Origin of the sequence: Geothrix oryzae (genome assembly GCF_030295385.1) — a bacterium.
Classification (GTDB): Bacteria; Acidobacteriota; Holophagae; order Holophagales; family Holophagaceae; genus Geothrix; species Geothrix oryzae.
The window spans coordinates 2,572,402-2,592,383 of the sequence record NZ_AP027079.1; the positions used below are offsets into that span (position 1 = coordinate 2,572,402).

General features: G+C 69.6%; 26 protein-coding genes and 1 pseudogene. 22 read left to right on the forward strand and 5 right to left on the reverse strand.

All coding sequences use genetic code 11. From position 1 onward, the window contains the following. Window positions 1–92 precede the first annotated feature (92 nt). Complete coding sequence (locus tag QUD34_RS11800) at window positions 93–644, forward strand: hypothetical protein (RefSeq protein WP_286353906.1); 552 nt, start codon at window positions 93–95, stop codon at window positions 642–644. Between the two features lie 22 nt (window positions 645–666). On the opposite strand, the gene QUD34_RS11805 is transcribed toward QUD34_RS11800, so the two are convergent. The 3 genes from QUD34_RS11805 to QUD34_RS11815 form a co-directional block, all read right to left on the reverse strand. After that, window positions 667–1,188, reverse strand: coding sequence for a hypothetical protein (locus QUD34_RS11805; RefSeq protein ID WP_286353907.1), 522 nt, complete (start codon window positions 1,186–1,188; stop codon window positions 667–669). Between the two features lie 148 nt (window positions 1,189–1,336). Then, window positions 1,337–2,179 carry a hypothetical protein gene (locus QUD34_RS11810; protein ID WP_286353908.1) on the reverse strand — a complete coding sequence of 281 codons (843 nt, stop codon included), beginning with the start codon at window positions 2,177–2,179 and terminating at the stop codon, window positions 1,337–1,339. A 130-nt stretch (window positions 2,180–2,309) separates the two neighbouring features. Further along, on the reverse strand, window positions 2,310–3,578 hold the full coding sequence (locus tag QUD34_RS11815; RefSeq protein ID WP_286353909.1) for an MFS transporter: 1,269 nt from the start codon (window positions 3,576–3,578) through the stop codon (window positions 2,310–2,312). A gap of 149 nt (window positions 3,579–3,727) precedes the next feature. Here QUD34_RS11815 and QUD34_RS11820 point away from each other — a divergent pair, with 149 nt between their 5' ends. From QUD34_RS11820 to QUD34_RS11900, 18 genes and pseudogenes are all read left to right on the forward strand, one after another. Continuing rightward, on the forward strand, window positions 3,728–4,018 hold the full coding sequence (locus QUD34_RS11820) for a DUF2164 domain-containing protein (protein WP_286353910.1): 291 nt from the start codon (window positions 3,728–3,730) through the stop codon (window positions 4,016–4,018). A gap of 8 nt (window positions 4,019–4,026) precedes the next feature. Then, the gene (locus QUD34_RS11825) at window positions 4,027–4,392 is read left to right on the forward strand and encodes a 5-carboxymethyl-2-hydroxymuconate Delta-isomerase (RefSeq protein ID WP_286353911.1); all 366 of its coding nucleotides are present in this window, start codon (window positions 4,027–4,029) and stop codon (window positions 4,390–4,392) included. An 8-nt stretch (window positions 4,393–4,400) separates the two neighbouring features. Continuing rightward, entirely contained in the window at window positions 4,401–4,607 is a 207-nt protein-coding gene (locus QUD34_RS11830) for a hypothetical protein (protein ID WP_286353912.1), read from the forward strand. Between the two features lie 21 nt (window positions 4,608–4,628). After that, window positions 4,629–5,375, forward strand: coding sequence for a DUF6920 family protein (locus QUD34_RS11835; protein WP_286353913.1), 747 nt, complete (start codon window positions 4,629–4,631; stop codon window positions 5,373–5,375). A gap of 39 nt (window positions 5,376–5,414) precedes the next feature. Then, window positions 5,415–5,807 carry a RidA family protein gene (locus tag QUD34_RS11840; protein ID WP_286353914.1) on the forward strand — a complete coding sequence of 131 codons (393 nt, stop codon included), beginning with the start codon at window positions 5,415–5,417 and terminating at the stop codon, window positions 5,805–5,807. A 60-nt stretch (window positions 5,808–5,867) separates the two neighbouring features. Further along, window positions 5,868–7,400: a M14 family metallopeptidase gene (locus tag QUD34_RS11845; RefSeq protein ID WP_286353915.1), complete on the forward strand. Its 1,533-nt coding sequence runs from the start codon at window positions 5,868–5,870 to the stop codon at window positions 7,398–7,400. Window positions 7,401–7,616: 216 nt separating this feature from the next. Next, a complete protein-coding gene (locus QUD34_RS11850) occupies window positions 7,617–8,084 on the forward strand; it encodes a DoxX family protein (protein WP_286353916.1) in 468 nt (155 codons plus the stop codon). Window positions 8,085–8,086: 2 nt separating this feature from the next. Continuing rightward, on the forward strand, window positions 8,087–8,512 hold the full coding sequence (locus tag QUD34_RS11855; protein ID WP_286353917.1) for a YciI family protein: 426 nt from the start codon (window positions 8,087–8,089) through the stop codon (window positions 8,510–8,512). Window positions 8,513–8,556: 44 nt separating this feature from the next. Then, window positions 8,557–8,976, forward strand: a complete 420-nt coding sequence (locus QUD34_RS11860; RefSeq protein ID WP_375379979.1) for a VOC family protein — start codon at window positions 8,557–8,559, stop codon at window positions 8,974–8,976. A gap of 19 nt (window positions 8,977–8,995) precedes the next feature. Then, window positions 8,996–9,574, forward strand: a complete 579-nt coding sequence (locus tag QUD34_RS11865; protein ID WP_375380023.1) for a dihydrofolate reductase family protein — start codon at window positions 8,996–8,998, stop codon at window positions 9,572–9,574. Window positions 9,575–9,662: 88 nt separating this feature from the next. Next, a pseudogene (locus tag QUD34_RS15175) lies at window positions 9,663–9,809 on the forward strand (VOC family protein); the annotation flags it as partial. A gap of 117 nt (window positions 9,810–9,926) precedes the next feature. Then, a complete protein-coding gene (locus tag QUD34_RS11870; RefSeq protein ID WP_375380024.1) occupies window positions 9,927–11,159 on the forward strand; it encodes an RNA polymerase sigma factor in 1,233 nt (410 codons plus the stop codon). A 41-nt stretch (window positions 11,160–11,200) separates the two neighbouring features. Further along, on the forward strand, window positions 11,201–11,557 hold the full coding sequence (locus QUD34_RS11875) for a YciI family protein (protein WP_286353921.1): 357 nt from the start codon (window positions 11,201–11,203) through the stop codon (window positions 11,555–11,557). Window positions 11,558–11,695: 138 nt separating this feature from the next. Next, window positions 11,696–12,337: a sensor domain-containing protein gene (locus tag QUD34_RS11880; protein WP_286353922.1), complete on the forward strand. Its 642-nt coding sequence runs from the start codon at window positions 11,696–11,698 to the stop codon at window positions 12,335–12,337. 14 nt (window positions 12,338–12,351) lie between these two features. Next, window positions 12,352–12,621 (forward strand): DUF4342 domain-containing protein, encoded by a 270-nt coding sequence (locus QUD34_RS11885; protein WP_286353923.1) that lies wholly within the window; start codon window positions 12,352–12,354, stop codon window positions 12,619–12,621. 219 nt (window positions 12,622–12,840) lie between these two features. Further along, entirely contained in the window at window positions 12,841–13,320 is a 480-nt protein-coding gene (locus tag QUD34_RS11890; RefSeq protein WP_286353924.1) for a hypothetical protein, read from the forward strand. Beyond that, window positions 13,317–13,859 carry a permease gene (locus QUD34_RS11895; protein ID WP_286353925.1) on the forward strand — a complete coding sequence of 181 codons (543 nt, stop codon included), beginning with the start codon at window positions 13,317–13,319 and terminating at the stop codon, window positions 13,857–13,859. Before QUD34_RS11890 ends, QUD34_RS11895 begins: the two co-directional genes overlap by 4 nt. Window positions 13,860–13,863: 4 nt before the next feature. Further along, window positions 13,864–14,220, forward strand: coding sequence for a PadR family transcriptional regulator (locus QUD34_RS11900; protein WP_286353926.1), 357 nt, complete (start codon window positions 13,864–13,866; stop codon window positions 14,218–14,220). Window positions 14,221–14,281: 61 nt separating this feature from the next. On the opposite strand, the gene QUD34_RS11905 is transcribed toward QUD34_RS11900, so the two are convergent. Together QUD34_RS11905 and QUD34_RS11910 are read right to left on the reverse strand one after the other, a co-directional pair. Next, window positions 14,282–15,262: a SpoIIE family protein phosphatase gene (locus QUD34_RS11905; protein WP_286353927.1), complete on the reverse strand. Its 981-nt coding sequence runs from the start codon at window positions 15,260–15,262 to the stop codon at window positions 14,282–14,284. Next, window positions 15,259–15,759 (reverse strand): DinB family protein, encoded by a 501-nt coding sequence (locus QUD34_RS11910; RefSeq protein ID WP_286353928.1) that lies wholly within the window; start codon window positions 15,757–15,759, stop codon window positions 15,259–15,261. The genes QUD34_RS11905 and QUD34_RS11910 overlap by 4 nt, the downstream gene beginning before the upstream one ends. Window positions 15,760–15,845: 86 nt before the next feature. On the opposite strand from QUD34_RS11910, the gene QUD34_RS11915 reads away from it, so the two are divergent. From QUD34_RS11915 to QUD34_RS11925, 3 genes are all read left to right on the forward strand, one after another. Then, the gene (locus QUD34_RS11915; RefSeq protein WP_286353929.1) at window positions 15,846–16,484 is read left to right on the forward strand and encodes a CGNR zinc finger domain-containing protein; all 639 of its coding nucleotides are present in this window, start codon (window positions 15,846–15,848) and stop codon (window positions 16,482–16,484) included. 76 nt (window positions 16,485–16,560) lie between these two features. Beyond that, window positions 16,561–18,576, forward strand: a complete 2,016-nt coding sequence (locus QUD34_RS11920; RefSeq protein WP_286353930.1) for an NADPH-dependent 2,4-dienoyl-CoA reductase — start codon at window positions 16,561–16,563, stop codon at window positions 18,574–18,576. 200 nt (window positions 18,577–18,776) lie between these two features. Further along, a complete protein-coding gene (locus QUD34_RS11925) occupies window positions 18,777–19,964 on the forward strand; it encodes a winged helix-turn-helix domain-containing protein (protein WP_286353931.1) in 1,188 nt (395 codons plus the stop codon). Window positions 19,965–19,982 lie beyond the last annotated feature (18 nt).

The window sequence follows — 19,982 nt, forward strand, 5'->3', positions numbered from 1 at the left end:
GGGAGAACCAGAATGGGGGCAACAGAATCTTTTCGACAGCGGGGTCATAAACCTGCGAATTGGCCCGGGCCGGAATCAGCGATACTCGGCTGATGCCGCCCCTCTCGCGCCCCGCCCTCCGCTGGACCGCCCTCATCGGCCTCTGGGCCCTGGTGGGCGCCGTGGCGTGGATCCTGGCGGTGCAGGTGTTCCTCATCGCCCTGAACCCCTTCTGCCATGTGCAGCGGCCCGGGGTCGCCTGGATGACGGTGCGCAGCGTGGATCGCGATCCCGACAGCCAGCTCACGGACTTCGTCACGGCCCGGCAGGGCGACGCGGACCAGGTGCTCCGCATGGCCAAGGCCGAGGCGGCGGAGCTGCGCGTGGACGACGAGGTGTGGATCCTCGACGCCTGGTACGCCGACGGCCTGCGCCCCACGCAGTTCCGCCTCACGCCCCTGCGCCTCCTGCTGGAGTATCCGGCCCTGCTGCTGCTCCCCACCGCCTGGGCGCTCTGGCGCGTGCGGCGGGCCCGCCAGGTGGCCGAGGCCGCCCCGCCGCCGCCCGTGCGCCGCACCTTCACCGACGACTTCCACCTGCGGGCCCAGCGCTTCGCCAAGCCGGAATCCGTGGACAAGGATCCCGGCGGGGCCCCGCCGGACTGATCCGGCCGGGAGAGGCTTGCCTTCAGCCCTTCTTGTCGCCGGGCTCGGCCTTCAGTTCCTCGGCCTTGGGGGCCTCAGGCTTCGGGGCCTCGGCGGGTTTCGCCTTGGGCGCCTCGGCGACCTTGGGCTTGGGCGCCTCGACGGCCTTGGGCTTGGCGACCTCGGCGGGCTTGGTGGCGGCCTGGTAGGCCTTCCAGGATTCCTCGGCCTTGCGGTGGAGTTCCTCGGCCCGCTTCTTGTGGGCATCGGCCCGCTTCTGGAGCCCCTCCGCCTGCCGCCGCGCCGCGTCGGCCTTCTTCAGGGCCTCGGCTTCGGCCCGCTTGTAGGCCGCCTGGCGGGTCTTCTCCTGGGTCGCCCGCAGCTTCTGCTGGCGCGCCTCTCTGGCGAGGCGGTCGGCCTGGACCTGGCGCTTCTCCAGTTCCTGGTCCCGGCGGGCGGGCGGGGCCACCTTGACCTTCTCGGGGACCTTGGCCGGAGCGGCGGGTTTCGGTTCCTGGGCGGACAAGAAGAGGGGCAGGAGCAGCAGGCTGGCGAGGCGCTTCATGGGAACTCCGGGGGGTGGGGACCTCCATTCTGATCCCTCGACGCCGGAAGCCTGAAGCCAAAGCTGCGGAGGGCGGTCCTCCCGCCCTCCGCGCCGGGTCGCGCCGTGTCGCACCGGGCCGCCCGGGGCCATCCAAGGGCCGGGCGGGCTACTTCGCGCCTTCCTTCGGCGGCTTGACCGTCCAGAAGCCGGGGTCGCTGGCGACGACGCCGGGGCCGGGGTAGCTCAACTTGGGGTTGAAGGCGAAGAGCTGGTTCTCCACGGCGTTCACCGTCTCGGCGAAGACCTTCTGCATGCCCTTGCGGCCCTCTTCGCCCAGGGCCCCCTGGAAGGCCTTCTCCGCGTCCGCCATGCCGTCCAGCTCGGCCAGGGACTTCAGGGGCCGCAGCACGACGAAGGTGGGCGAGCCGGTGCCGGCGGCCACCTCGTAGAAGGCGAAGGAGGCCGCGTAGTGGCTCTTCTCATAGGCGGCCAGGGCCGTCTTGACGCCCTCCTCGAAGGCCCCGCCCTGCCCCTGCTTGATCCGGAAGGTCCGCACCCGCATGTAGCGCATCTTGCCGATCTCCACGGGCGGGCCGTAGCTCAGGTCCTTGCGGAGGGCGCCCAGGAAGGTGCGCGTGCCGGTGAGGTGGTCGCCGTCCTGCTGGGAGATCTTCTCGATCTCGTGCTTCAGCGCCGGGTTCTTGTCGAACTCGTTCTGCTTGGCCTCCCAGTCCGCGAAGCTGGCGTAGCCCATGATGAACCAGGCCTCGCTGGCCCCGGTGAGGGCGTTCATGCCCAGGTAGTGATCCGTGGACTTGCCCTTGATGAGCGTCCGCGTCCAGGCGGACTCCGTGACCGAGTGGGCGGCCCCATGGCCGGGCTTGACCTCCTCGCGGACGAAGAGCATCAACGGCGGCGGCGGCATGGGACCGCTCTGGGCGAGCAGGGCCGGCGCCACGAGGAAGGCCAGCCGGAAGCAGAGGGAAGAGGAGAAGAGGGACTGCTGCATGGAAGCCCACCTCCAGAGGGCGGTCCCGAGCGTGGTCCCCATTCATTGTTTGTGTCTAGTATTTTTTATGTTGTAACATGATTGCTTAAGCGTTTTAATCCAATAACAAACCTTATGGTGCCTTACCTGTTCATGCCTCTCCCGACTTGCCGACTTCCGACGCCTGGAAGCTGCGGTACAGCAGCAGGTCGTACAGGAGCTTGAGGCCCCCCGCGATGAGGAAGGGCGTCCCGGCCAGGGCCGGAATGGCCAGGAGGGGCGTGGCCAGCACCGGGGAGATGGCGGCCCCGGTGGTGCGGGCGATGCCGGTGACGCCGGCGGCGGCGGACCGCTCATCCGGGGCCACCACGGCCATGGTGTAGGCCTGGCGCGTGGGCACATCCATCTGGGAGATGCTGAAGCGCAGCAACAGCACCGCGATGGCCAGCGGCAGGTTCGGCATCAGCGGCACCAGGATCAGCAGCACATTCGAGGGGACATGGGTGAAGACCATGGTGCGGATGAGCCCGATCCTCCCCGCCAGCTTCACGGCGTAGAGGCTGGAGAGCCCGGCCAGGATGTTGGCCGCGAAGAAGATGGAGCCCAGCGTTCCCGGTGCCACGCCGAACTTCACATGGAACCAGTAGGCCACGATGCTCTGGATGACGAAGCCGCCGGCGAAGGCGTCCAGCGAGAACAAGGCCGACAGCCGCAGCACCACGCCCCTGGAGGCATGCAGGCCGAAACGGTTGGCGGGGGCGCCGACCGCAGCGGGGAACGCAGGCGGCGGCGCCTCCACCGCCCCGGACATCTTGGCGAAGAGCAGGGCGAGGATCAGCCCCACGGCGGCGTAGGCGAACACCAGCACGCGGTAGCTGGCCACCGGCGCCAGGCCCGAGGCCTGGAGGGCCTGGGCGGCCCAGCCCCCGGCCAGCGCGCCGGTGGCGGTGGCGAAGGAGCCGGTGAGGTTGTACCAGGCGAAGACGCCGGTGCGGCGGTCCTCGGGCAGCAGCTGGGAGAGGGCCGCCTGCTCGATGGCCAGGAAGGGCCCCACCTCGTTGCCCGAGGGGCTGATGACGCCGAAGGTGGCCGCCAGCACCAGCACCGTGAAATCGCCGCTGAGGGCGAAGGGCACCCCCGCCGCCACCATGAGCGCCGCGCCCAGGACCAGCATCTTCTTGCGGCCGATGCGGTCGGCATGGAGCGTGATCCAGAGCGAGATGAGCGTGTCGCCCACCAGGGTCAGCGTCAGCAGCAGGCCGATGCGCCCCTCGCCGAAGCCCAGGCCCGCCAGGTAGAGCACCAGCACCACCGACAGGAACCCGTACGAGAACATCCGCGCCGCCCGGCTGAGGAAGAGCAGCCGGCCGTCAGGACCGAGGGTCTGGCCGAGCGTCGGGCTGGGTTGGGTGGGCGGCATGGTGTCTCCCGGGCAGCGGCCACCGGCCGATCCACCGACAAGATAGAGCCATCACGGAGGCATCGGGCATCCAAGTGACCTCTGTCCACCGTTTCCTCCCCCCGTCAACCGCAGCCACACTGGAATCCGAGGCGATCCGCGAGGCTCCCATGGACATCAAACTCTCCCCCGACACCGAGAAGCGCCTGCACGGGGCCATCCAGCGCTTCGTGGCCGAGGAGTACGGCGAGAGCGTGGGCGACCTGGGGGCGGGGACCTTCCTCTCCTTCTGCCTGAAGGAGCTCGGCCCGGCCATCTACAACCAGGCCATCGCCGACGCCCAGGCCTGCCTGCAGGAGCGGGTCACGGACCTGGAGAACATCTGCTTCGCGGAGGAGACCAGCTACTGGGACCAGGGCGGCCGCAAGGGCGTCACGCGGAAACCCGGCCTCCGGCGCTAGACTGGCCCGTGCCCCACTGCCTCCTCGAACACTCCGCCAACCTCCTCGACGCGCCCGACTGGACGGGCCTGTTGCGGGAGGTCAACCGGACCCTGGCGGACACGGGCCTGTTCACGCTGGCCGACATCAAGAGCCGCGTGATCCGGCACGAGACTTTCGTCATCGGCGACGGCGCGCCGGACCAAGCCTTCGTCACCCTGAACCTGCAGATCCTCGGCGGCCGCCCGGACGAGGTGAAGGCCGGACTCAGCGAGGCCCTGCTGGCGGTGCTGAAGCCCGCCTTCCCCCTCACCGCCGGGAAGATGCGGCTCAGCCTCACGGTCCAGATCTCGGACCTCCACCGTCCCAGCTACCGCCGACAGACCAGCCCCTAGGAGCCCCCGTGGCCGATGCCATCACTCCCCGCCAACTCACCCTGCTCCAGGTGGTGGCCAAGCACCCGGATGTGCCGCGGGACCACCTGGTGAAGGCCGGGGCCACGGATGCCGACCTGGCCTACCTGGAGCGCCATGACCTCATCCGGGAGCGGGCCATCGGCCGCTACCGCGTCTCCCACATGGGCCTGGAAGTGCTGAAGCGGAGCCTCTGAGACCGCCCCAGGAGGCAGCGCGTGACCCGGCCCCTGTCCCTCGACGACCTCTGGCGCTCGGTCCCACCGGGCACCGAGACCTATGATCCCTCCTCGCGGCGGACCCTGCCCTCCGGGGCGCAGCGCTTCCTGAACCATGCGGTGGCACCCGGCACCCGGCTGCCCGAGGCCGTGCGCCTCGTCATGACGGGCACGATCCGCCTGAAGGGCTGGCATCCCTTCGAGGCCGAACAGGTCATCGTGCGGAGCCGGGGCATGATCTGGGCCGCGAAGGTGCGGATGAAGGGCCTGACCATCCGCGGCTCGGACCGCCTGCTGGAAGGTCGGGGGGCCATGCACTGGGCCCTCTTCGGCCTGATCCCCTTCCTCAGGGCCGAGGGCCCGGACATCACCCGCTCGGCCCGGGGCCGCCTGCGGGCAGAATCCATCTGGCTGCCCTCCCTGCTGGCGGATCCGGCCGTGACCTGGACCCAGGAAGGCGAGGACCGCCTCCGCGCCGAGGTGCCGGTGGACGGCGAGCCCGGGGACCTGCACCTCCACACCGACGAAGCGGGGCGCCTGCGCGAAGTGCGCCTGCTCCGCTGGGGGAATCCCGGGGGCGGGGGCTTCCGCGAGGAGCCCTTCGGCGGCCTCGTGGAGGCCGAAGAGACCTTCCAGGGCCTGACCATCCCCACCCGCCTCCGCGTGGGCTGGCACCCGGGCACGCCGCGCTTCGATGCGGAGGGCGAGTTCTTCCGCGCGGAGCTCCGGCAGGTGGCGTTCCGCTAGCCTGAAGCACGCCCCCCGAAGGCCCGAGCAGGAGATCCCATGGCTCCCACCCCGATCCGCATCCCCGTCGCCGCCCCCGGCTCGCCCGCGCCCATCGGGCCCTACTCCCGGGCCGTGTGGGCGGGCGACCTGCTCTACCTCTCGGGCCAGACGCCCATCGACCCGGCCACGGGCCGCCTGGTGCCGGGCGACATCGGGGCCCAGACGCACCGGGCCTTCGACAACCTCGAAGCCGTGCTGGGCGACGCCGGGCTGACGATGGACCAGGTCATCAAGGTCAATGTCTACCTCACGACCATGGCCCACTTCCAGGCCATGAACGCCGCCTACGAATCCAGGTTCCGGGCGCCCTACCCCGCGCGCACCACCGTCGCCGTGGCCGAGCTTCCCCTGGGCGCCGCGGTGGAGATCGAGCTCGTGGCGAAACGCTAGGGGTGCACTAGCAGCCGGGCCCCTCCGGCGAGAGAATGCCCAACCCCTTCCGGAGCCTCCATGTCCCTGCTCACCCGCGCCGAAGCCACCCGCTACGAGGAGACCAGCCGCCACGCGGATGTGATGGCCTTCATCGCCGGGTTGGAGGCCAAGGGCGACAAGCGCCTGCATGTCACCTCCTTCGGCGTGAGCCCCCAGGGCCGGGAGCTGCCCCTGCTGGTGCTGTCGGCCCACGGCGTGACGACCCCCGGGGAGGCCCGGAGCCTGGGCCGGCCCGTGGTCCTGGTCATCAGCGGCATCCACGCCGGCGAGGTGGAAGGCAAGGAAGGCTGCCTGATGCTGGTGCGCGACCTCCTGGACGGCAAGCCTGGCCTGGATGCGGGGCAGATCCTCTCCGACCTCACCCTGGTGGTGGTGCCCCTCTTCAACCCCGACGGCAACGACGCCATCGACCCCGGCAACCGCAAGCTGCACCTGCCCAAGCTCACGGGCCAGCTGGGGCCCGACAGCGGCGTGGGCACCCGCGTGAACGCCGCCAAGATCAACCTGAACCGCGACTACCTGCGGCAGGAGGGCGTCGAGATGCGCCTGCTGCAGACCCGGGTCTGCCAGCCCTGGGCGCCGGACCTCACCATCGACAACCACGCCACCAACGGCTCGGTGCACCGCTTCTCCATGACCTACGACATCCCCCACACCGTGGAGAGCGGCCGGGGCGAGCCCATCGAGTACATGCGGAACCGCCTGCTGCCGCCCGTCACCGCCGCGCTCAAGGCGAATCACGGCCTGGACGCGGGCTGGTACGGCAACTTCGTGGAGGACGAGCGGGCCCTGGACGCGGACCGCGACGCCGAGCCCGGCGCGCCCGTGCGCGAAGGCTGGATGACCTACCCCCACCACCCCCGCTTCGGCAGCAACTACCGGGGCCTCACCAGCCGCATGGACCTGCTGTTGGAGTGCTACTCGTACATCCCGTTCTCGGAGCGGGTCCGGACCGCCTACGCCTTCATGCTGGAGACGCTCAAGCATGTGGCCGCGCACCGGGACGAAGTCCTGCAGACCGTGACGGAGAGCCAGACGCCCCGGGAGCGCATCGCCGTGCGCTACGGCCTGGAGCGCTTCGACCGGCCCGTGGAGATCCTCACGCGCACGCCCCGCACCCTGGAGGGCGCGCCCTCGACCGTGACGATCCCGCACCTCGGCCGCTTCGTGGGCACCACCGTGGTGGACCGTCCGGCGGCCTACCTGGTGCCCCCCTCCGTGGCGGCCCACCTGCGCCAGCACGGCCTCTCCCTCCAGGAGGCCCTGGGCGCCTTCGAGGTGGAAGTGCCCCTGGTCGAAGCCCTGGGCTCGGAAGAGGGCCGGGCCATCCTGGAGGCGGCCGCCGTGGGCGAGCTGTCGGTCTCCTGGCGGCGGGGCCCCCGGAAGGCCCCCGCGGGGTGGTCGCTGGTGCCCACGGATCAGCCCCTGGGCGCCGTCGCCGCCTACCTCTGCGAGGCCGAGAGCGATGACGGGGCCGTGGAGAACGGCCTGCTGCCCGTGCCCGCCCTGGGCGAGGAGCTGGCCCTCTGGCGCGTGCCGAACCTCGGCTGAACCCCGGCCATTCCCCCTTCCCAGGAGGTGCAATGAAGGCCCCCGGCGTCATCCGGCCGGAAGACCCATGAATCGATTTACACCAAACAAAAAACTTAACAATTAATCATAAAAAAAGATTCAACGCCTGTCGATTCCGCCGCCGCCCATTCGACGCATGAGTAGAATCCGGGGCCTGCCGCCATCCCGTGCGGAAGCCACCCCGCGGAGGCCCTCATGCCCACGAGCACCCCACCCGTCTCCACCCCGGCCCGCACCCCGGGCCCCACCCCGGGCCGATGGCTCTGGGTGGGGCGCATCCTCAGCGCCCTGCCGATCCTGTTCCTGGCCTTCGACGGCGCCGCCAAAGTGATGCGGCTGCCGCCGGTCCTCGAGGCCTTCGCCAAGCTCGGCTACTCGGAGCATGTCGCGGGCCCCCTCGGAATCACCCTGCTCGTCTGCGTCGTGCTCTACGCGGTTCCCAGGACCTCCATGCTCGGGGCCATCCTGCTCACGGGCTACCTGGGCGGCGCGGTCGCCACCCATGTGCGGATCGGTGATCCCCTGTTCTCGCACATCCTCTTCCCCACCTATGTGGCCGCGCTGATATGGGGAGGGCTGTACCTGCGCGAGGCGCGGTTGGGGGCGCTCCTCCCCCTCCGGACCTTAAACCTTTCCAACCCCAATTTTTCCAAGGAGGAATGACCATGCGCGTCATGGTTCTGATCAAGGCGACCCAGCACACGGAGGCGGGCGTTCTCCCCGACGAGAAACTGCTGACCGACATGGGCCGCTACAACGATGAGCTGGTGAAGGCCGGCGTGATGCTGGCGGGGGAAGGGCTCCACCCCAGCTCGAAGGGCGTGCGGGTGCGGTTCTCCGGCACGACGCGGACCGTGATCGACGGGCCCTTCACCGAAACGAAGGAGCTGATCGCCGGCTTCTGGCTCTGGCAGGTCCGGTCGATGGCCGAGGCCGTCGAATGGATCAAGCGCTGCCCCAATCCCACAGGCGAAGCAGCCGAGATCGAGCTCCGCCAAGTCTTCGAAGCCGAGGATTTCGGCCCTCAGTTCACACCCGAGCTGCGGGAGCAGGAAGAACGCCTGCGGGCCCAGATCGCCCAGAAGGCCTAAACGCAACGGCCCCGCCCCAGCCCCACCGACAAGGAGAGCACTCGATGCAAAAAATGATTTTCGTGAACCTGCCCGTCACCCATCTCAAGAAGTCGATGGCGTTCTACACATCCCTCGGCTTCACCAACAATCCCGTGTTCTCCGACGAAACCGCGGCCTGCATGGTATGGAGTGAGGCCATCTATGTGATGCTCTTGACCCATGCCAAGTGGCGCACCTTCACGACACGGGCCATTCCCCAGCCAACCTCCAGCGAGGTGATGCTCGCCGTCTCCTGCGAGAACCGCGAGGCGGTAGATGCGATGAACACCGCGGCAGCCGAAAATGGCGGGGTGTCTGACATCAACCCCATCCAGGATCTTGGTTTCATGTACGCCCGCGAGTTCACCGACCCTGACGGCCATGTCTGGGAGGCTGTGTGGATGGATCCGTCCGCGGTTCCCCCGGGCAACCAGCCAGATTGAAACGATGCCGGTGATCCAGATGAGAAAGCTCAAAATCATCGAACACATGTCGCTGGACGGCGTGATCCAGCATTCCGCGGACGGCGATGATTTCCCCTACAGCGACTGGACCGCGCCCTATCGGACGCCCGCTGGCCGGGATGCCATGCTGGCGGCGTACGGCGGGAGCTTCGGCCTGTTGTTTGGCCGCCGCACCTACGATATCTGGTCGGGCTTCTGGCCGAAGGCGCCGAGCAGTCCGATGGCCGATGCCCTCAACGCGGCGACAAAATACATCGCGACCCATCACCCGGAAAGCCTTGCGTGGGGACCGTTCGAGGGCCTTGGACCGGACATCTTGGAAGGCATCCGCCGCATCAAGTCGCAAGACGGCCCGGACCTCATCCTCTCGGGCAGCTCGACGCTGACTTCCCCGCTCCTCGAGCATGGGCTCGCGGATGAAGTCCTGCTGGCCGTCTATCCGGTCTTGTTGGGCACGGGGAAACGCGTCTTTGCGAAGGGAACCCCGCCCATATCGTTCGAGCTTGTCAGCACGAAGGCATTTCCGTCCGGCATCATCTTCAATTCGTACAAGGCCGCTGGGCCTTTGAAGCCGTGACGCCGCGGGACGCCCCACCCGGCTTTCTCCCTCCGGGCGAGGGCCGGCGGGCGTCGCGCGGCCCCGTGGGGGTTTCGTTAGGCACTCTAAGTGGGGCATCAGCTGGCAGATCACGCCTCGCGTTCTGACCGAGGCGATGGCCAGGGGCGGCCAAGCTGCGAAGCGTGCCTTCGAGGCCATGATGCCCATGAGGGAAATCGACATCGCTTCCCTTGAAGAGGCCATGCGAGGTTGACGGCCACCCTCCGGAAAGGCCGGGGCGTCCCGGGAGGTTGCGGCCCGTCGGCGAAGCTGGTCTGATTCCCATGTGACGACATCCGACGCCCATCGAGCCATCGACGCCGTCTGGCGGATGGAATCCGCCCGGCTCATCGCGGGGCTCCTGCGGATGGTGCGCGACCTGGACCTGGCGGAGGAGCTCGCCCAGGATGCCCTCGTCGCCGCCCTCGAGCAGTGGCCCGGAACGGGGGTCCCGGAGAATCCCGGGGCCTGGCTCATGGCCACGGCCAAGCGCCGGGCCATCGACCGGCTGCGGCGACTCAAGCTGGCTGAGCGGAAGCACGAGGAGCTGGGCCGGGAACTCGAGGCCCAGCAGGAGACGGCCATGGAGGCCTTCCACGCCGAACTGGACGATCCCATCGGGGACGACCTGCTGCGGCTCATGTTCATCGCCTGCCACCCGCGGCTCTCGCCCGAGGCCAGGACCGCGCTCACCCTGCGGCTGCTGGGGGGCCTGACGACCGGGGAGATCGCCCGCGCCTTCCTCGTGCCGGAGTCCACCGTCGCGCAGCGCATCGTCCGGGCCAAGCGGACCCTGGCCGAGGCGCAGGTTCCCTTCGAAGGGCCCCGCGGGACCGAGCTCCACGACCGCCTGGCCTCGGTGCTGGAAGTGATCTACCTCATCTTCAACGAGGGCTATTCGGCCACCGCCGGCGAGGACTGGATCCGGCCCGGGCTCTGCGAGGAGGCCCTGCGGCTCGGCCGCATCCTGGCCGGGCTGGTCCCGCAGGAGCCGGAGGTCCACGGCCTGGTCGCCCTCCTGGAGATCCAGGCCTCCCGGCTGCGGGCGCGCGTGGGGCCCGACGGCGAACCCATCCTCCTGCTCGACCAGGATCGCGGACGGTGGGATCAGCTCCTCATCCGGCGCGGCCTGGCCGGCCTTGAGCGGGCCCTGGCGCAGGGCCAGGCGCTGGGAGGGCCCCCGGGCCCCTACACGCTGCAGGCGGCCATCGCCGGCTGCCACGCGCGCGCCCGTACGGCCGACGACACCGACTGGGCGCGCATCGCCGCCCTCTATGAGGCGCTGGCCCGCCTCACGCCCTCGCCCATCGTGGAGCTGAACCGGGCCGTGGCGCTGGGCATGGCCTCCGGCCCCGCGGCGGGTCTCGAGATCGTCGATGCGCTGACCTCCGAGCCGGCACTCCGGGACTACCACCTGCTCCCGAGCATCCGCGGCGACTTCCTCGCGAAGCTGGGCCGCGCCGGAGAGGCCCGGGCCGAGTTCCAGCGGGCGGCCGGTCTCGTGCGGAACGCCCGGGAGCGGAAGCTGCTCCTCGACCGGGTCGCCGCCTGCGGCGATGCCTAAGCACGCCCAAGCCTCTCAACCCCACCCGGAAGGAGATCCCCATGCCCTACATGCTGCTGATCCTGGAATCGCGGGCGCAGCGCCCGAGCCGGACCCCGGAAGAGGGACACGCCGTCTACGACCGGATGGTGCGCTTTGCGGAGGACCTGCAGGCCCGCGGCCTGCTCGTGGCCACCAACTCGCTCCGATCCGACCGGGAGGGCGTCCGGGTGCAGGTGCGGGAAGGCCAGCGCACCCTCCTGGATGGCCCCTTCTCCGAGTCCAAAGAAATGGTCGGAGGCTTCTTCTACCTGGATTGCCAGACTCGGGACGAGGCTGTCGCCATCGCAACGGCCTGCCCCGCCGCGGAATGGGCCACCGTCGAGGTCCGGGAGGTCGGCCCCTGCTACGACAACTAAGACAACTGCGAGGGTTGAGGACCTGACCCTGGATCGTCTGCGGTCGGCCGTGCTTTCGCCGATGCCCGCCTTCCGTTCGCCGGTTCGCACCCCCAGGGCCGTCCCCACCTCCTAGATTGGGGGAGTCACGGAGAATCCATGTCCCTGCCACCCCCACCCCATCCCGGTTTCTTCGAGGTCCTAAGCTCGCGCCGCGCCTACACCACCCTGCTCTACCTGCTGCTCTCCCTGGCCACGGGCATCCTCGCCTTCACCTACGCGGTGACGGGGCTCTCCCTGAGCCTGGGCCTGGCCATCCTGATCATCGGCCTTCCCGTGGCGCTGCTCTTCCTGTCCGGCACCCGCCTCCTGGCCGTGGCCGAGATGCACTGGCTGAAGGCCCTGGTGGGTGGCGAGGAGGCCGAGGCCCCGCCCCTGCTGCCCGTCGGCGAGGGCTGGGCCGCGCGGCTGGGGGCCCTGGTCCGCGATCGCCGCACCTGGACCAGTCTGCTCTACTTCGTGCTGCTCATGCCCCTGGGCGTCGTCTACTTCACGACGCTGGTCAGCCTCCTCACCACGGGGCTGGCGCTCGTGGCGGTTCCCGTCCTGAGCCTGCTCCATGCCACCGGCACCTCCAGCGTGGACCTCGGCGGCCCCGCCTGGCTGGCCGCCCATCCGAGCCTGACGGCGGTCCTCTGCGGCCTGGCGGGCCTGACCCTCGTCCCCCTCACCCTGCACCTGGCCCTGCTGCTGGGCCGCTTTCAAACCTGGCTGGCCCGGCATCTGCTGGTCCGCGCCTGACCTCGGAGATCCCCATGCCCACCGACACCGCATCCGGCCGCACCCGCACCGAAGAATTCAAGCTCGAGGGCGGCAAGGTCCTCGACAAGATCAAGGAGCTCATCCATCAGGGCAACATCCGGCGGATCATCCTGAAGAACGAAGAGGGCAAGACCCTCATCGAAATCCCGCTGACCTTGGGCCTGGTGGGCGCGGCCCTGCTGCCGATCTTCGCCGCCGTGGGGGCCCTGGCCGCGGTGCTCACGCGCATGGTGATCGTGGTGGAGAAGACCGAAGAGCCCTGAGGCAATCCCAGGTCAAAGGCTGGGCCGGACCGACCCCGTGCAGGGGTTGGTCCGGCCCACCGTTGCAGTGTCGAGTTTTAAATACAAGTAAATATTTATTAACAATTACAACAAGCAATCCAAGATTTGGATAAAAGGGGGTTGACGAGAAGTGGACTCAGAATGAATATGTGTCATCTAGATGAATTAATCATCTAGATGACACTGAAAGGATGACTCATGAGCCTCTTCCCCCTCGTGCTCCTGGTGGCGGCTGTGGCTGGCGTGACCCTGTCGGCGCTCCGCGATGGCGCCCGAACCCGCGCGGCCCTTCGCGCCTCGGTCCGGTCCGGCCAGGGTCTGCTCCCGGGACTCCTGGCCGTGCTGGCGGGCGTGGGCCTGACCATGGCCGCGATCCCGCCCGCCGGGGTGGCCGCGCTTTTCCAGAGCCGCGGCACCGCCGGGTTTTTCCTCCTCGCCGCCCTGGGGGCCTTGATGACCATCCCGGGCCCGGTGGCCTATCCCCTGGCGGGCTCGCTGCACCGCATGGGCGCCAGCCTGCCCGCCCTGGCGAGCTTTCTCACGACCCTGACCATGGTGGGCGCCCTCACAGCCCCCATGGAGATCGCGGCCTTCGGGCGCCGGTTCACCCTCCTCCGCCAGTCCCTGAGCCTGATCCTGGCCCTCCTGGTCGGGGCCCTCATGGGAGGCCTCCTGTGAAGCCCAGCCTCAAGAACCCCCTCTGGGTGGCCCTCCTGGTCCTGGCGGCCCACCTCCTCCTCTGGATGTCCTGGCCGGACCTGGCGGCCCACTCCCTGCGGAACTGGGGCCGGGGCCTGGTCGATGTGGCGCTCGTCGTCCCGTCGGTGCTCGTCCTCATGGGCCTTTTCGACGCCTGGGTTCCGAAGGAAGCGGTGGCCCGCAGCCTCGGACCAGCCTCAGGGGTCCGCGGGGTCCTGCTGGCCCTGCTCCTGGGAACCGGGGCCGCAGGACCCATCTATGCGGCCTTTCCCATCGGCGTGACCCTCCGGGAAAAAGGGGCGCGTCCGGCCAACCTCGTCATCTTCCTGGGCGCCTGGGCGACCATCAAACTTCCGATGCTTATGATGGAAAGCGCCTTCCTCGGCCTTCGGTTCGCCTTGCTGAGGCTCGCGTTGACGCTTCCGGGCATCCTGGCCTGCGGGTTCCTGATGGAAGCGCTCCTGTCCGGAAAGCCTTCCGCTTCCCAGGCCCACGCCAACACCCACCCCGGTGAATAGTCCGATGCCCGCCTCCAGCCGACAGTCCCGCCACCTCCCCGCCTTCATCCTGCTGGCCCTGGCGGAGGGCCCCCTGCATGGGCACGCCATCCGCTCCGAGCTCCAGGAGACCCTCCCTGGCTACAAGGCGGACCCTGGCGCCACCTACCGGACCCTGCAAGCCCTGGAGGAGGCCGGCGATGTGACCTTCCACTGGGACACGAACTCCCGGGGTCCGGCCCGGAAGGTCTACACCCTCGCCCCCTCGGGCTGGGATCGGCTCGAGCAGTGGAAAGCGGACATCGAGACGCGGCTGACCTTCCTCCAGGCCTTCCTGGACCGCTACGACCACTCGAAAGGGAATCGCGTCTCCCCGAAGTGACGGAGCCACCACCCGGCGGAAGCCCCGGGCGGCACCTCCAGGCAGGGCGGGAAACCGCCCTTCAGGCGGCCTGGCGCCGCAGGGCCACCAGGGTGAGATCGTCGCCGCAGGGCGTTCCGGCCAGGTACCGCTCGAGGTCCGCCCGGCAGGCGGCCAGCAGGTCGGGAAAGGGAAGCCCGGCGCTCCGGCGCAGGGCGGCGGCGGCCCGGCCGATGCCGAACTCGCGGTCATCCCGGGAGCCCTCCGTCCAGCCGTCCGTATAGAGCAGCAGGGTCTGGCCCGGGCGTAGCGTCAGCTCCCGTTCGGCGTAGACGGAATCGCAGAACAGGCCCAGCGGAAGACCGCCACCCTCGATGGGCCGCACGCCCCGGCCATCGGCGAGGAGTGGCCGGGGGTGGCCCGCATTGGCGATCGAGAAGCGGCCCTCGGAGGCCAGCCGCAGGGCCACCAGGGTCGCGTAGCTCACCGAGGAAGTGGCGTCCGCGAAGAGCTCGTTGGCCCGCCCGAACAGGTCCGGAAGCGGCTGCCCGGTGGGCACCAGCGCCCGGAACAGGGCATGCAGATGGGCCTGCAGCAGGGAAGCGGCCACCCCCTTCCCCGACACATCGCCCAGCAGCAGGTGAAGGGGCTCTCCGGGCGAGGCGGCTGGGATCAAGTCCACATGGTCCCCGGACACCACGCCCCGGGGCTCCCAGTGGTAGGCCACCTCCCAGCCGTTCTGCACAAGGTGGGGTGGCGGCAGCAGGCTGCGCTGCACCTTGCCGGCGGATTGGAGGTCCCGCTCCAGGCCCCGGCGCTCGGCCTCGGACAGGCATTCCAGGCAGACCGTCAGCAGCGGGTCCTGGGCCATGCGATCCGCATTCATGGGGTCGTGGCACACCGCACAGGTGCCCCAGGTGCCGATCTCGATGGCGCCGATGGCCGCATCCACCCGCCGCATGAGATCCACCCACTGGCCTTCCCTCCGCGAGGAGGTCAGGTCGGCCAGGTGATCCCGGCGCGCGATGAGCCGTTCGAGGGTCCGGGTTTCCAGGGGGGTCACGAAGGCCTCCCGCCGGCCGCCTCCGCCAGCTTGCGCAGCAGGGCGATCTGGCCCGCATGGTAGGCGTTGTGCTGCAGCGTGCCCATCAGAAGGCCGCGAATCGTGGTGTCGGAGCCCGATCTGGCCTCGTCGAAGCGGCTTTCCTCCACCTGGAGGACGGCGGTTCTCAAGCGGCCATGGGCCTCCTCCAGGGCCGCGCAGACCGCCTGCCAGGCGGCTTCGGAGTCCATCACGGCGGGGCCCCAATCGGAACCTGGTCCGCCCTGCAGGTGGGGGGCGCCGACGATCTGCCGCTCCGCGTCCCGGAGCCAGTAGGCCAGATGGCCCGCAAGCTCCGCCATGGAGTGGCTGGTGGGGTACGGCCGCCACTGTGCGAGGGGCCCATCGACGCCCGTCAGCAGCTCCATCACGGCCGGCCCATGCCAGGCGCCGCCCCGGAAGCCGCGCTCGAGCTGGTCCGCCAGGCAGGTGGAGGTCAGGGTCTGGGTCTCGGGCATGAATAACCTCCTTGATGATGAATGGAGGTTAAATATGAGGTCCGTTTATAACCTGTCAAGGTGGATTTTTGGGTTATCATTTAGGTGTGGACGAAACCCCTGCACTGCCTGCCCAAGGCCCCTTCGAGCTGTCGGGGGGCGATCTCTGCCTGGATTTCGTGAACACCTGGGGTGACCGCGGCCGGCCGGAGACGGATGGGCTGCGGACCTATCCGCAGCTGGTGGCCTTCGCCCGGCAGACCGGCCTGATCGACCCCGCGGGCGAGGCCGCACTGATCGCCCGGGCCGCCGCCAAGGCCCCGGCGGCCTCGACTGCGATCGAGGCCGCCCGGAGCCTGCGCGAGGCCCTGTACGGCGTCTTCTCGGCCCGGGCCCAGGACCGGGAGATCCCGGGCCGGGACCTGGCCCGGCTCAATGCGGCCCTCCGGGAAGCCCTGCCGAACCTGCGCCTCAGCCTCCAGGGGAAAGCGCTGGTCTGGCACTGGCGGCCCGATGCCGCCGCCCTGACCTCGCTCCTCTGGCCCATCGCCCGGGCCGCGGCGGACCTGCTCACCCAGGCCACGGCGCCCGTCCGGGAATGTGGGGGGGCCCAGTGCACCTGGCTGTTCCTCGACCAGAGCCGCGGCCGGTCCCGGCGCTGGTGTTCCATGGCCAGCTGCGGCAACCGCGCCAAGGCCCGCCGCCACTATCGCCGGACCCGATCCGACTCCCCGGAGGGAAGCTAGACCCTCCCGGGTCCTCTCCCTGGCTCCGGGTAGGCCCGGCCAGGCCCTACACTGGCTCCACTGACCCGGAGCGCCCGTGCCCTACCCCCACCTGCTGGCTCCCCTCGACCTCGGGTTCACCACGCTGCGCAACCGCGTGCTCATGGGCTCGATGCATACGAACCTCGAGGAGGCCAAGGACGGCTTCGCCAAGCTGGCGGCCTTCTATGCCGAGCGGGCCCGGGGCGGCGTGGGTCTCATCGTCACGGGCGGCATCGCCCCCAACCTGCGGGGCCGCCTCACGCCCTTCGGTTCCCAGCTCTCCTGGCCCTGGCAGGTGGGCAAGCACCGGAAGGTGACCGAGGCCGTCCACGCCGGGGGCGGGAAGATCGCGCTGCAGATCCTCCATGGCGGGCGCTACAGCTACCACCCCCTCAGCGTGGCGCCTTCCCCCGTGAAGAGCCCCATCACCCCCTTCAAACCCCGGGCCCTCTCGGAACGCGGCATCCGGGCGACCCTCCGCGACTACGCCCGCTGTGCGGCCCTGGCCAAGCAGGCCGGCTACGACGGCGTGGAGATCATGGGCAGCGAGGGCTACCTCATCAACGAGTTCATCGCCGCCCGCACCAACCGCCGTACGGACGGCTGGGGGGGATCCTACGAGAACCGAATGCGCTTCCCCGTGGAGGTGGTGAAGGCCGTGCGCGCCGCCGTGGGCGCCGACTTCATCGTCATCTTCCGCCTCTCCATGCTGGACCTGGTGCCCGAGGGCAGCAGCTGGGACGAGGTGGTACGGCTGGCCCAGGCCGTGGAAGCTGCGGGGGCCACGATCATCAACACGGGCATCGGCTGGCACGAAGCCCGCGTGCCCACCATCGGCGCCATGGTGCCCCGCGGGGCCTACGCCTGGGTGACGAAGAAGCTCAAGGGCGAGGTGGGCATCCCGCTCATCGCCACCAACCGCATCAACACGCCGGAGGTGGCGGAGGAGCTCCTGGCCGGCGGCTGCGCCGACATGGTGAGCATGGCGAGGCCCCTGCTGGCGGACGCAGAGTTCGTGAAGAAAGCCGCCGAGGACCGCGCCCCGGACATCAACACCTGCATCGCCTGCAACCAGGCCTGCCTGGATCATGTCTTCCAGCAGAAGCGGGCCACCTGCCTCGTGAACCCCCGGGCCTGCTACGAGACCGAGCTCGTCTTCGCCCCGGCCTACGCCCCCCGCCGCATCGCCGTGGCAGGCGGGGGCGCCGCGGGCATGAGCTTCGCCTGCCACGCCGCCGAGCGCGGCCATGTGGTCACCCTCTTCGAGGCCGGCCCGGAGCTGGGCGGCCAGCTCAACCTCGCCAAGCGCGTGCCGGGCAAGGAGGAGTTCTACGAGATGCTGCGCTACTTCGGGCGGCGCCTGGCCACCGCGGGGGTGACCGTGCGGCTGGGCGAGCGGGCCACCGTGGCGCTGCTCTCGGACTACGAGGAGGTCATCCTCGCCACGGGCGTGCTGGCCCGCAGGCCCGACATCCCGGGCCTCGACCACCCCAAGGTGATCAGCTACCCGGACCTGCTCTCCGGACGGAAGACGGCCGGAAAGACCGTGGCCGTCATCGGAGCCGGGGGCATCGGGTTCGATGTGGCCGAGTTCCTGGTGCAGCCCGACGCCACCCCCCGGGTCGAGCGGTACCTGAGCGAGTGGGGGGTGGACGGCACCCACGACCTCCGGGGCGGCCTGCTCCCCGCGCCCCAGCCGCCGGAGCCCGCGCGCCAGGTCTTCCTGCTGCAGCGCAAGACCGACCGCATGGGCGCCGGGCTCGGCAAGACCACCGGCTGGATCCACCGCGCCGGCCTGAAGGCCATGAAGGTGAAGATGCAGGGGGGCGTCCACTACGAGCGCATCGACGACGAAGGCCTCTGGATCCGCGACGGCAAGGACGCCGGATCCAAGTGCCTGGCCGTGGACAGCATCGTCCTCTGCACAGGCCAGGTCTCCGAGCGGAGCCTCGCCGAGCCCCTGCAGGCCCTGGGGCGCTCGGTGCATCTCATCGGCGGCGCCGACCTGGCCGTCGAACTCGATGCCCAGCGCGCCATCCGGCAGGGGGCCGAGCTGGCCGCACGGATCTGAACAGAAAAGCATTCACCGCAAGAAGGCAAAGGAAGGTTTTCCTTTGTGCTCTTTGTGGCCAGTTTTTTCTTTGACCACAAAGAACACAAAGGGCACAAAAACGGACCGATCCTTTTGCGGTTCTCCGCGTCCGGGCATCCTGGAATCGGTTTCCTTCCTCCGCGTTCTCTGCGGTTGGCGTTTTTCCTCTGTGGTGATCCGTGCTCCCTCTCGTCCCCGCTTCCGCCGCCCAACGCCTCTTTCTCGGAGCCCAGGGCCTGCTGGACGATCCCAGCCGCCGGGCCACCGTGCCCTCGCTCCAGGCCCTCGTCGAGCGGCTGGGCTTCGTGCAGGTGGACACCATCAACATCCTGGCGCGGGCCCATGATCTGACGCTCTTCAGCCGTCTGGACGGCTACAGGCCCGAGCAGCTGAAGAAGCTGTTGGAGGACAAGCGGAGCCTCTTCGAGGGCTTCACCCACGATGCCTCCGCCATCCCCACGGCCTGGTTCCCCCACTGGAAGCCCCGGTTCGAGCGGGATCGGGCGCGCATCCATGCCCACGCCTGGTGGCAGCACCACTTCCGCGGTACGGACGGCGGGCGCGTGGTGGCCGATGTGAAAGCCCGCATTACGCAGGAGGGTCCCCTGAAATCCTCGGACTTCGAGCATCCGGAGAAGCGCGGTCCCTGGTGGGGATGGAAACCCCAGAAGGCCGCCCTGGACTTCCTCTGGCGCACCGGCGAGCTGGCGATTCCGCGGCGCGAGGGCTTCCAGAAGCTCTACGACCTCACGGAGCGCGTGCTCCCGGATCACCACGGCCGGCCCTGCCCCGGACCGGCTGAACACCTGGAATGGGCCTGCGCCACGGCCGCCGAACGGCTCTGGCTCTTCACGCCGAAGGAGCTGGCGGATTTCTGGGCGGTGGTCGAGGCGCCGGAGGCCCGAGCCTGGTGCCGGGCCGCCGAGGCCGGGGGGCGCATCGTGCCCGTGGCGGTGGAAGGGGCCGATGGCGAGGTCCGCCCCGCCTTCGCGCTGGCGGACTGGGAGACCCGGCTGGCCCGGCTGCCGGAGCCCCCGGACCGCACCCGCCTGCTCTGCCCCTTCGACCCCATCCTGCGCGACCGGACGAGGGCGCTGCGCCGCTTCGGGTTCGACTACCGCTTCGAGGCCTTCGTGCCCGAGCCCAAGCGCCAGTACGGCTACTTCGTGCTGCCCATCCTCGAGGGCGGTCGCCTGGTGGGCCGCCTCGATCCCAAGCTGCACCGCGACCGCGGCGTCCTGGAGATCAAGGGCCTCTGGTGGGAGCCCGGGATCAAGGCCACCAAGGCCCGCCGGCGCGGCCTGGATGAGGCCCTGGAGCGGCTGGCGGTCTTCGTGGGGGCCGGGGAGATCGAGCTTCCCGCTTGACCACGCTATTCTTGGCCC

What these genes read in the sequence shown, in the direction of transcription:
- QUD34_RS11875 (WP_286353921.1), top strand. Translation starts at nt 11,201, where the DNA reads ATGCCCTACATGCTGCTGATCCTGGAATCGCGGGCGCAGCGCCCGAGC.
- QUD34_RS11810 (WP_286353908.1), bottom strand. Translation starts at nt 2,179, where the DNA reads ATGCAGCAGTCCCTCTTCTCCTCTTCCCTCTGCTTCCGGCTGGCCTTC.
- QUD34_RS11845 (WP_286353915.1), top strand. Translation starts at nt 5,868, where the DNA reads ATGTCCCTGCTCACCCGCGCCGAAGCCACCCGCTACGAGGAGACCAGC.
- QUD34_RS11860 (WP_375379979.1), top strand. Translation starts at nt 8,557, where the DNA reads ATGCAAAAAATGATTTTCGTGAACCTGCCCGTCACCCATCTCAAGAAG.
- QUD34_RS11880 (WP_286353922.1), top strand. Translation starts at nt 11,696, where the DNA reads ATGTCCCTGCCACCCCCACCCCATCCCGGTTTCTTCGAGGTCCTAAGC.
- QUD34_RS11815 (WP_286353909.1), bottom strand. Translation starts at nt 3,578, where the DNA reads ATGCCGCCCACCCAACCCAGCCCGACGCTCGGCCAGACCCTCGGTCCT.
- QUD34_RS11805 (WP_286353907.1), bottom strand. Translation starts at nt 1,188, where the DNA reads ATGAAGCGCCTCGCCAGCCTGCTGCTCCTGCCCCTCTTCTTGTCCGCC.
- QUD34_RS11820 (WP_286353910.1), top strand. Translation starts at nt 3,728, where the DNA reads ATGGACATCAAACTCTCCCCCGACACCGAGAAGCGCCTGCACGGGGCC.
- QUD34_RS11800 (WP_286353906.1), top strand. Translation starts at nt 93, where the DNA reads ATGCCGCCCCTCTCGCGCCCCGCCCTCCGCTGGACCGCCCTCATCGGC.
- QUD34_RS11855 (WP_286353917.1), top strand. Translation starts at nt 8,087, where the DNA reads ATGCGCGTCATGGTTCTGATCAAGGCGACCCAGCACACGGAGGCGGGC.
- QUD34_RS11890 (WP_286353924.1), top strand. Translation starts at nt 12,841, where the DNA reads ATGAGCCTCTTCCCCCTCGTGCTCCTGGTGGCGGCTGTGGCTGGCGTG.
- QUD34_RS11850 (WP_286353916.1), top strand. Translation starts at nt 7,617, where the DNA reads ATGCCCACGAGCACCCCACCCGTCTCCACCCCGGCCCGCACCCCGGGC.
- QUD34_RS11885 (WP_286353923.1), top strand. Translation starts at nt 12,352, where the DNA reads ATGCCCACCGACACCGCATCCGGCCGCACCCGCACCGAAGAATTCAAG.
- QUD34_RS11900 (WP_286353926.1), top strand. Translation starts at nt 13,864, where the DNA reads ATGCCCGCCTCCAGCCGACAGTCCCGCCACCTCCCCGCCTTCATCCTG.
- QUD34_RS11865 (WP_375380023.1), top strand. Translation starts at nt 8,996, where the DNA reads ATGAGAAAGCTCAAAATCATCGAACACATGTCGCTGGACGGCGTGATC.
- QUD34_RS11910 (WP_286353928.1), bottom strand. Translation starts at nt 15,759, where the DNA reads ATGCCCGAGACCCAGACCCTGACCTCCACCTGCCTGGCGGACCAGCTC.
- QUD34_RS11870 (WP_375380024.1), top strand. Translation starts at nt 9,927, where the DNA reads ATGGAATCCGCCCGGCTCATCGCGGGGCTCCTGCGGATGGTGCGCGAC.
- QUD34_RS11840 (WP_286353914.1), top strand. Translation starts at nt 5,415, where the DNA reads ATGGCTCCCACCCCGATCCGCATCCCCGTCGCCGCCCCCGGCTCGCCC.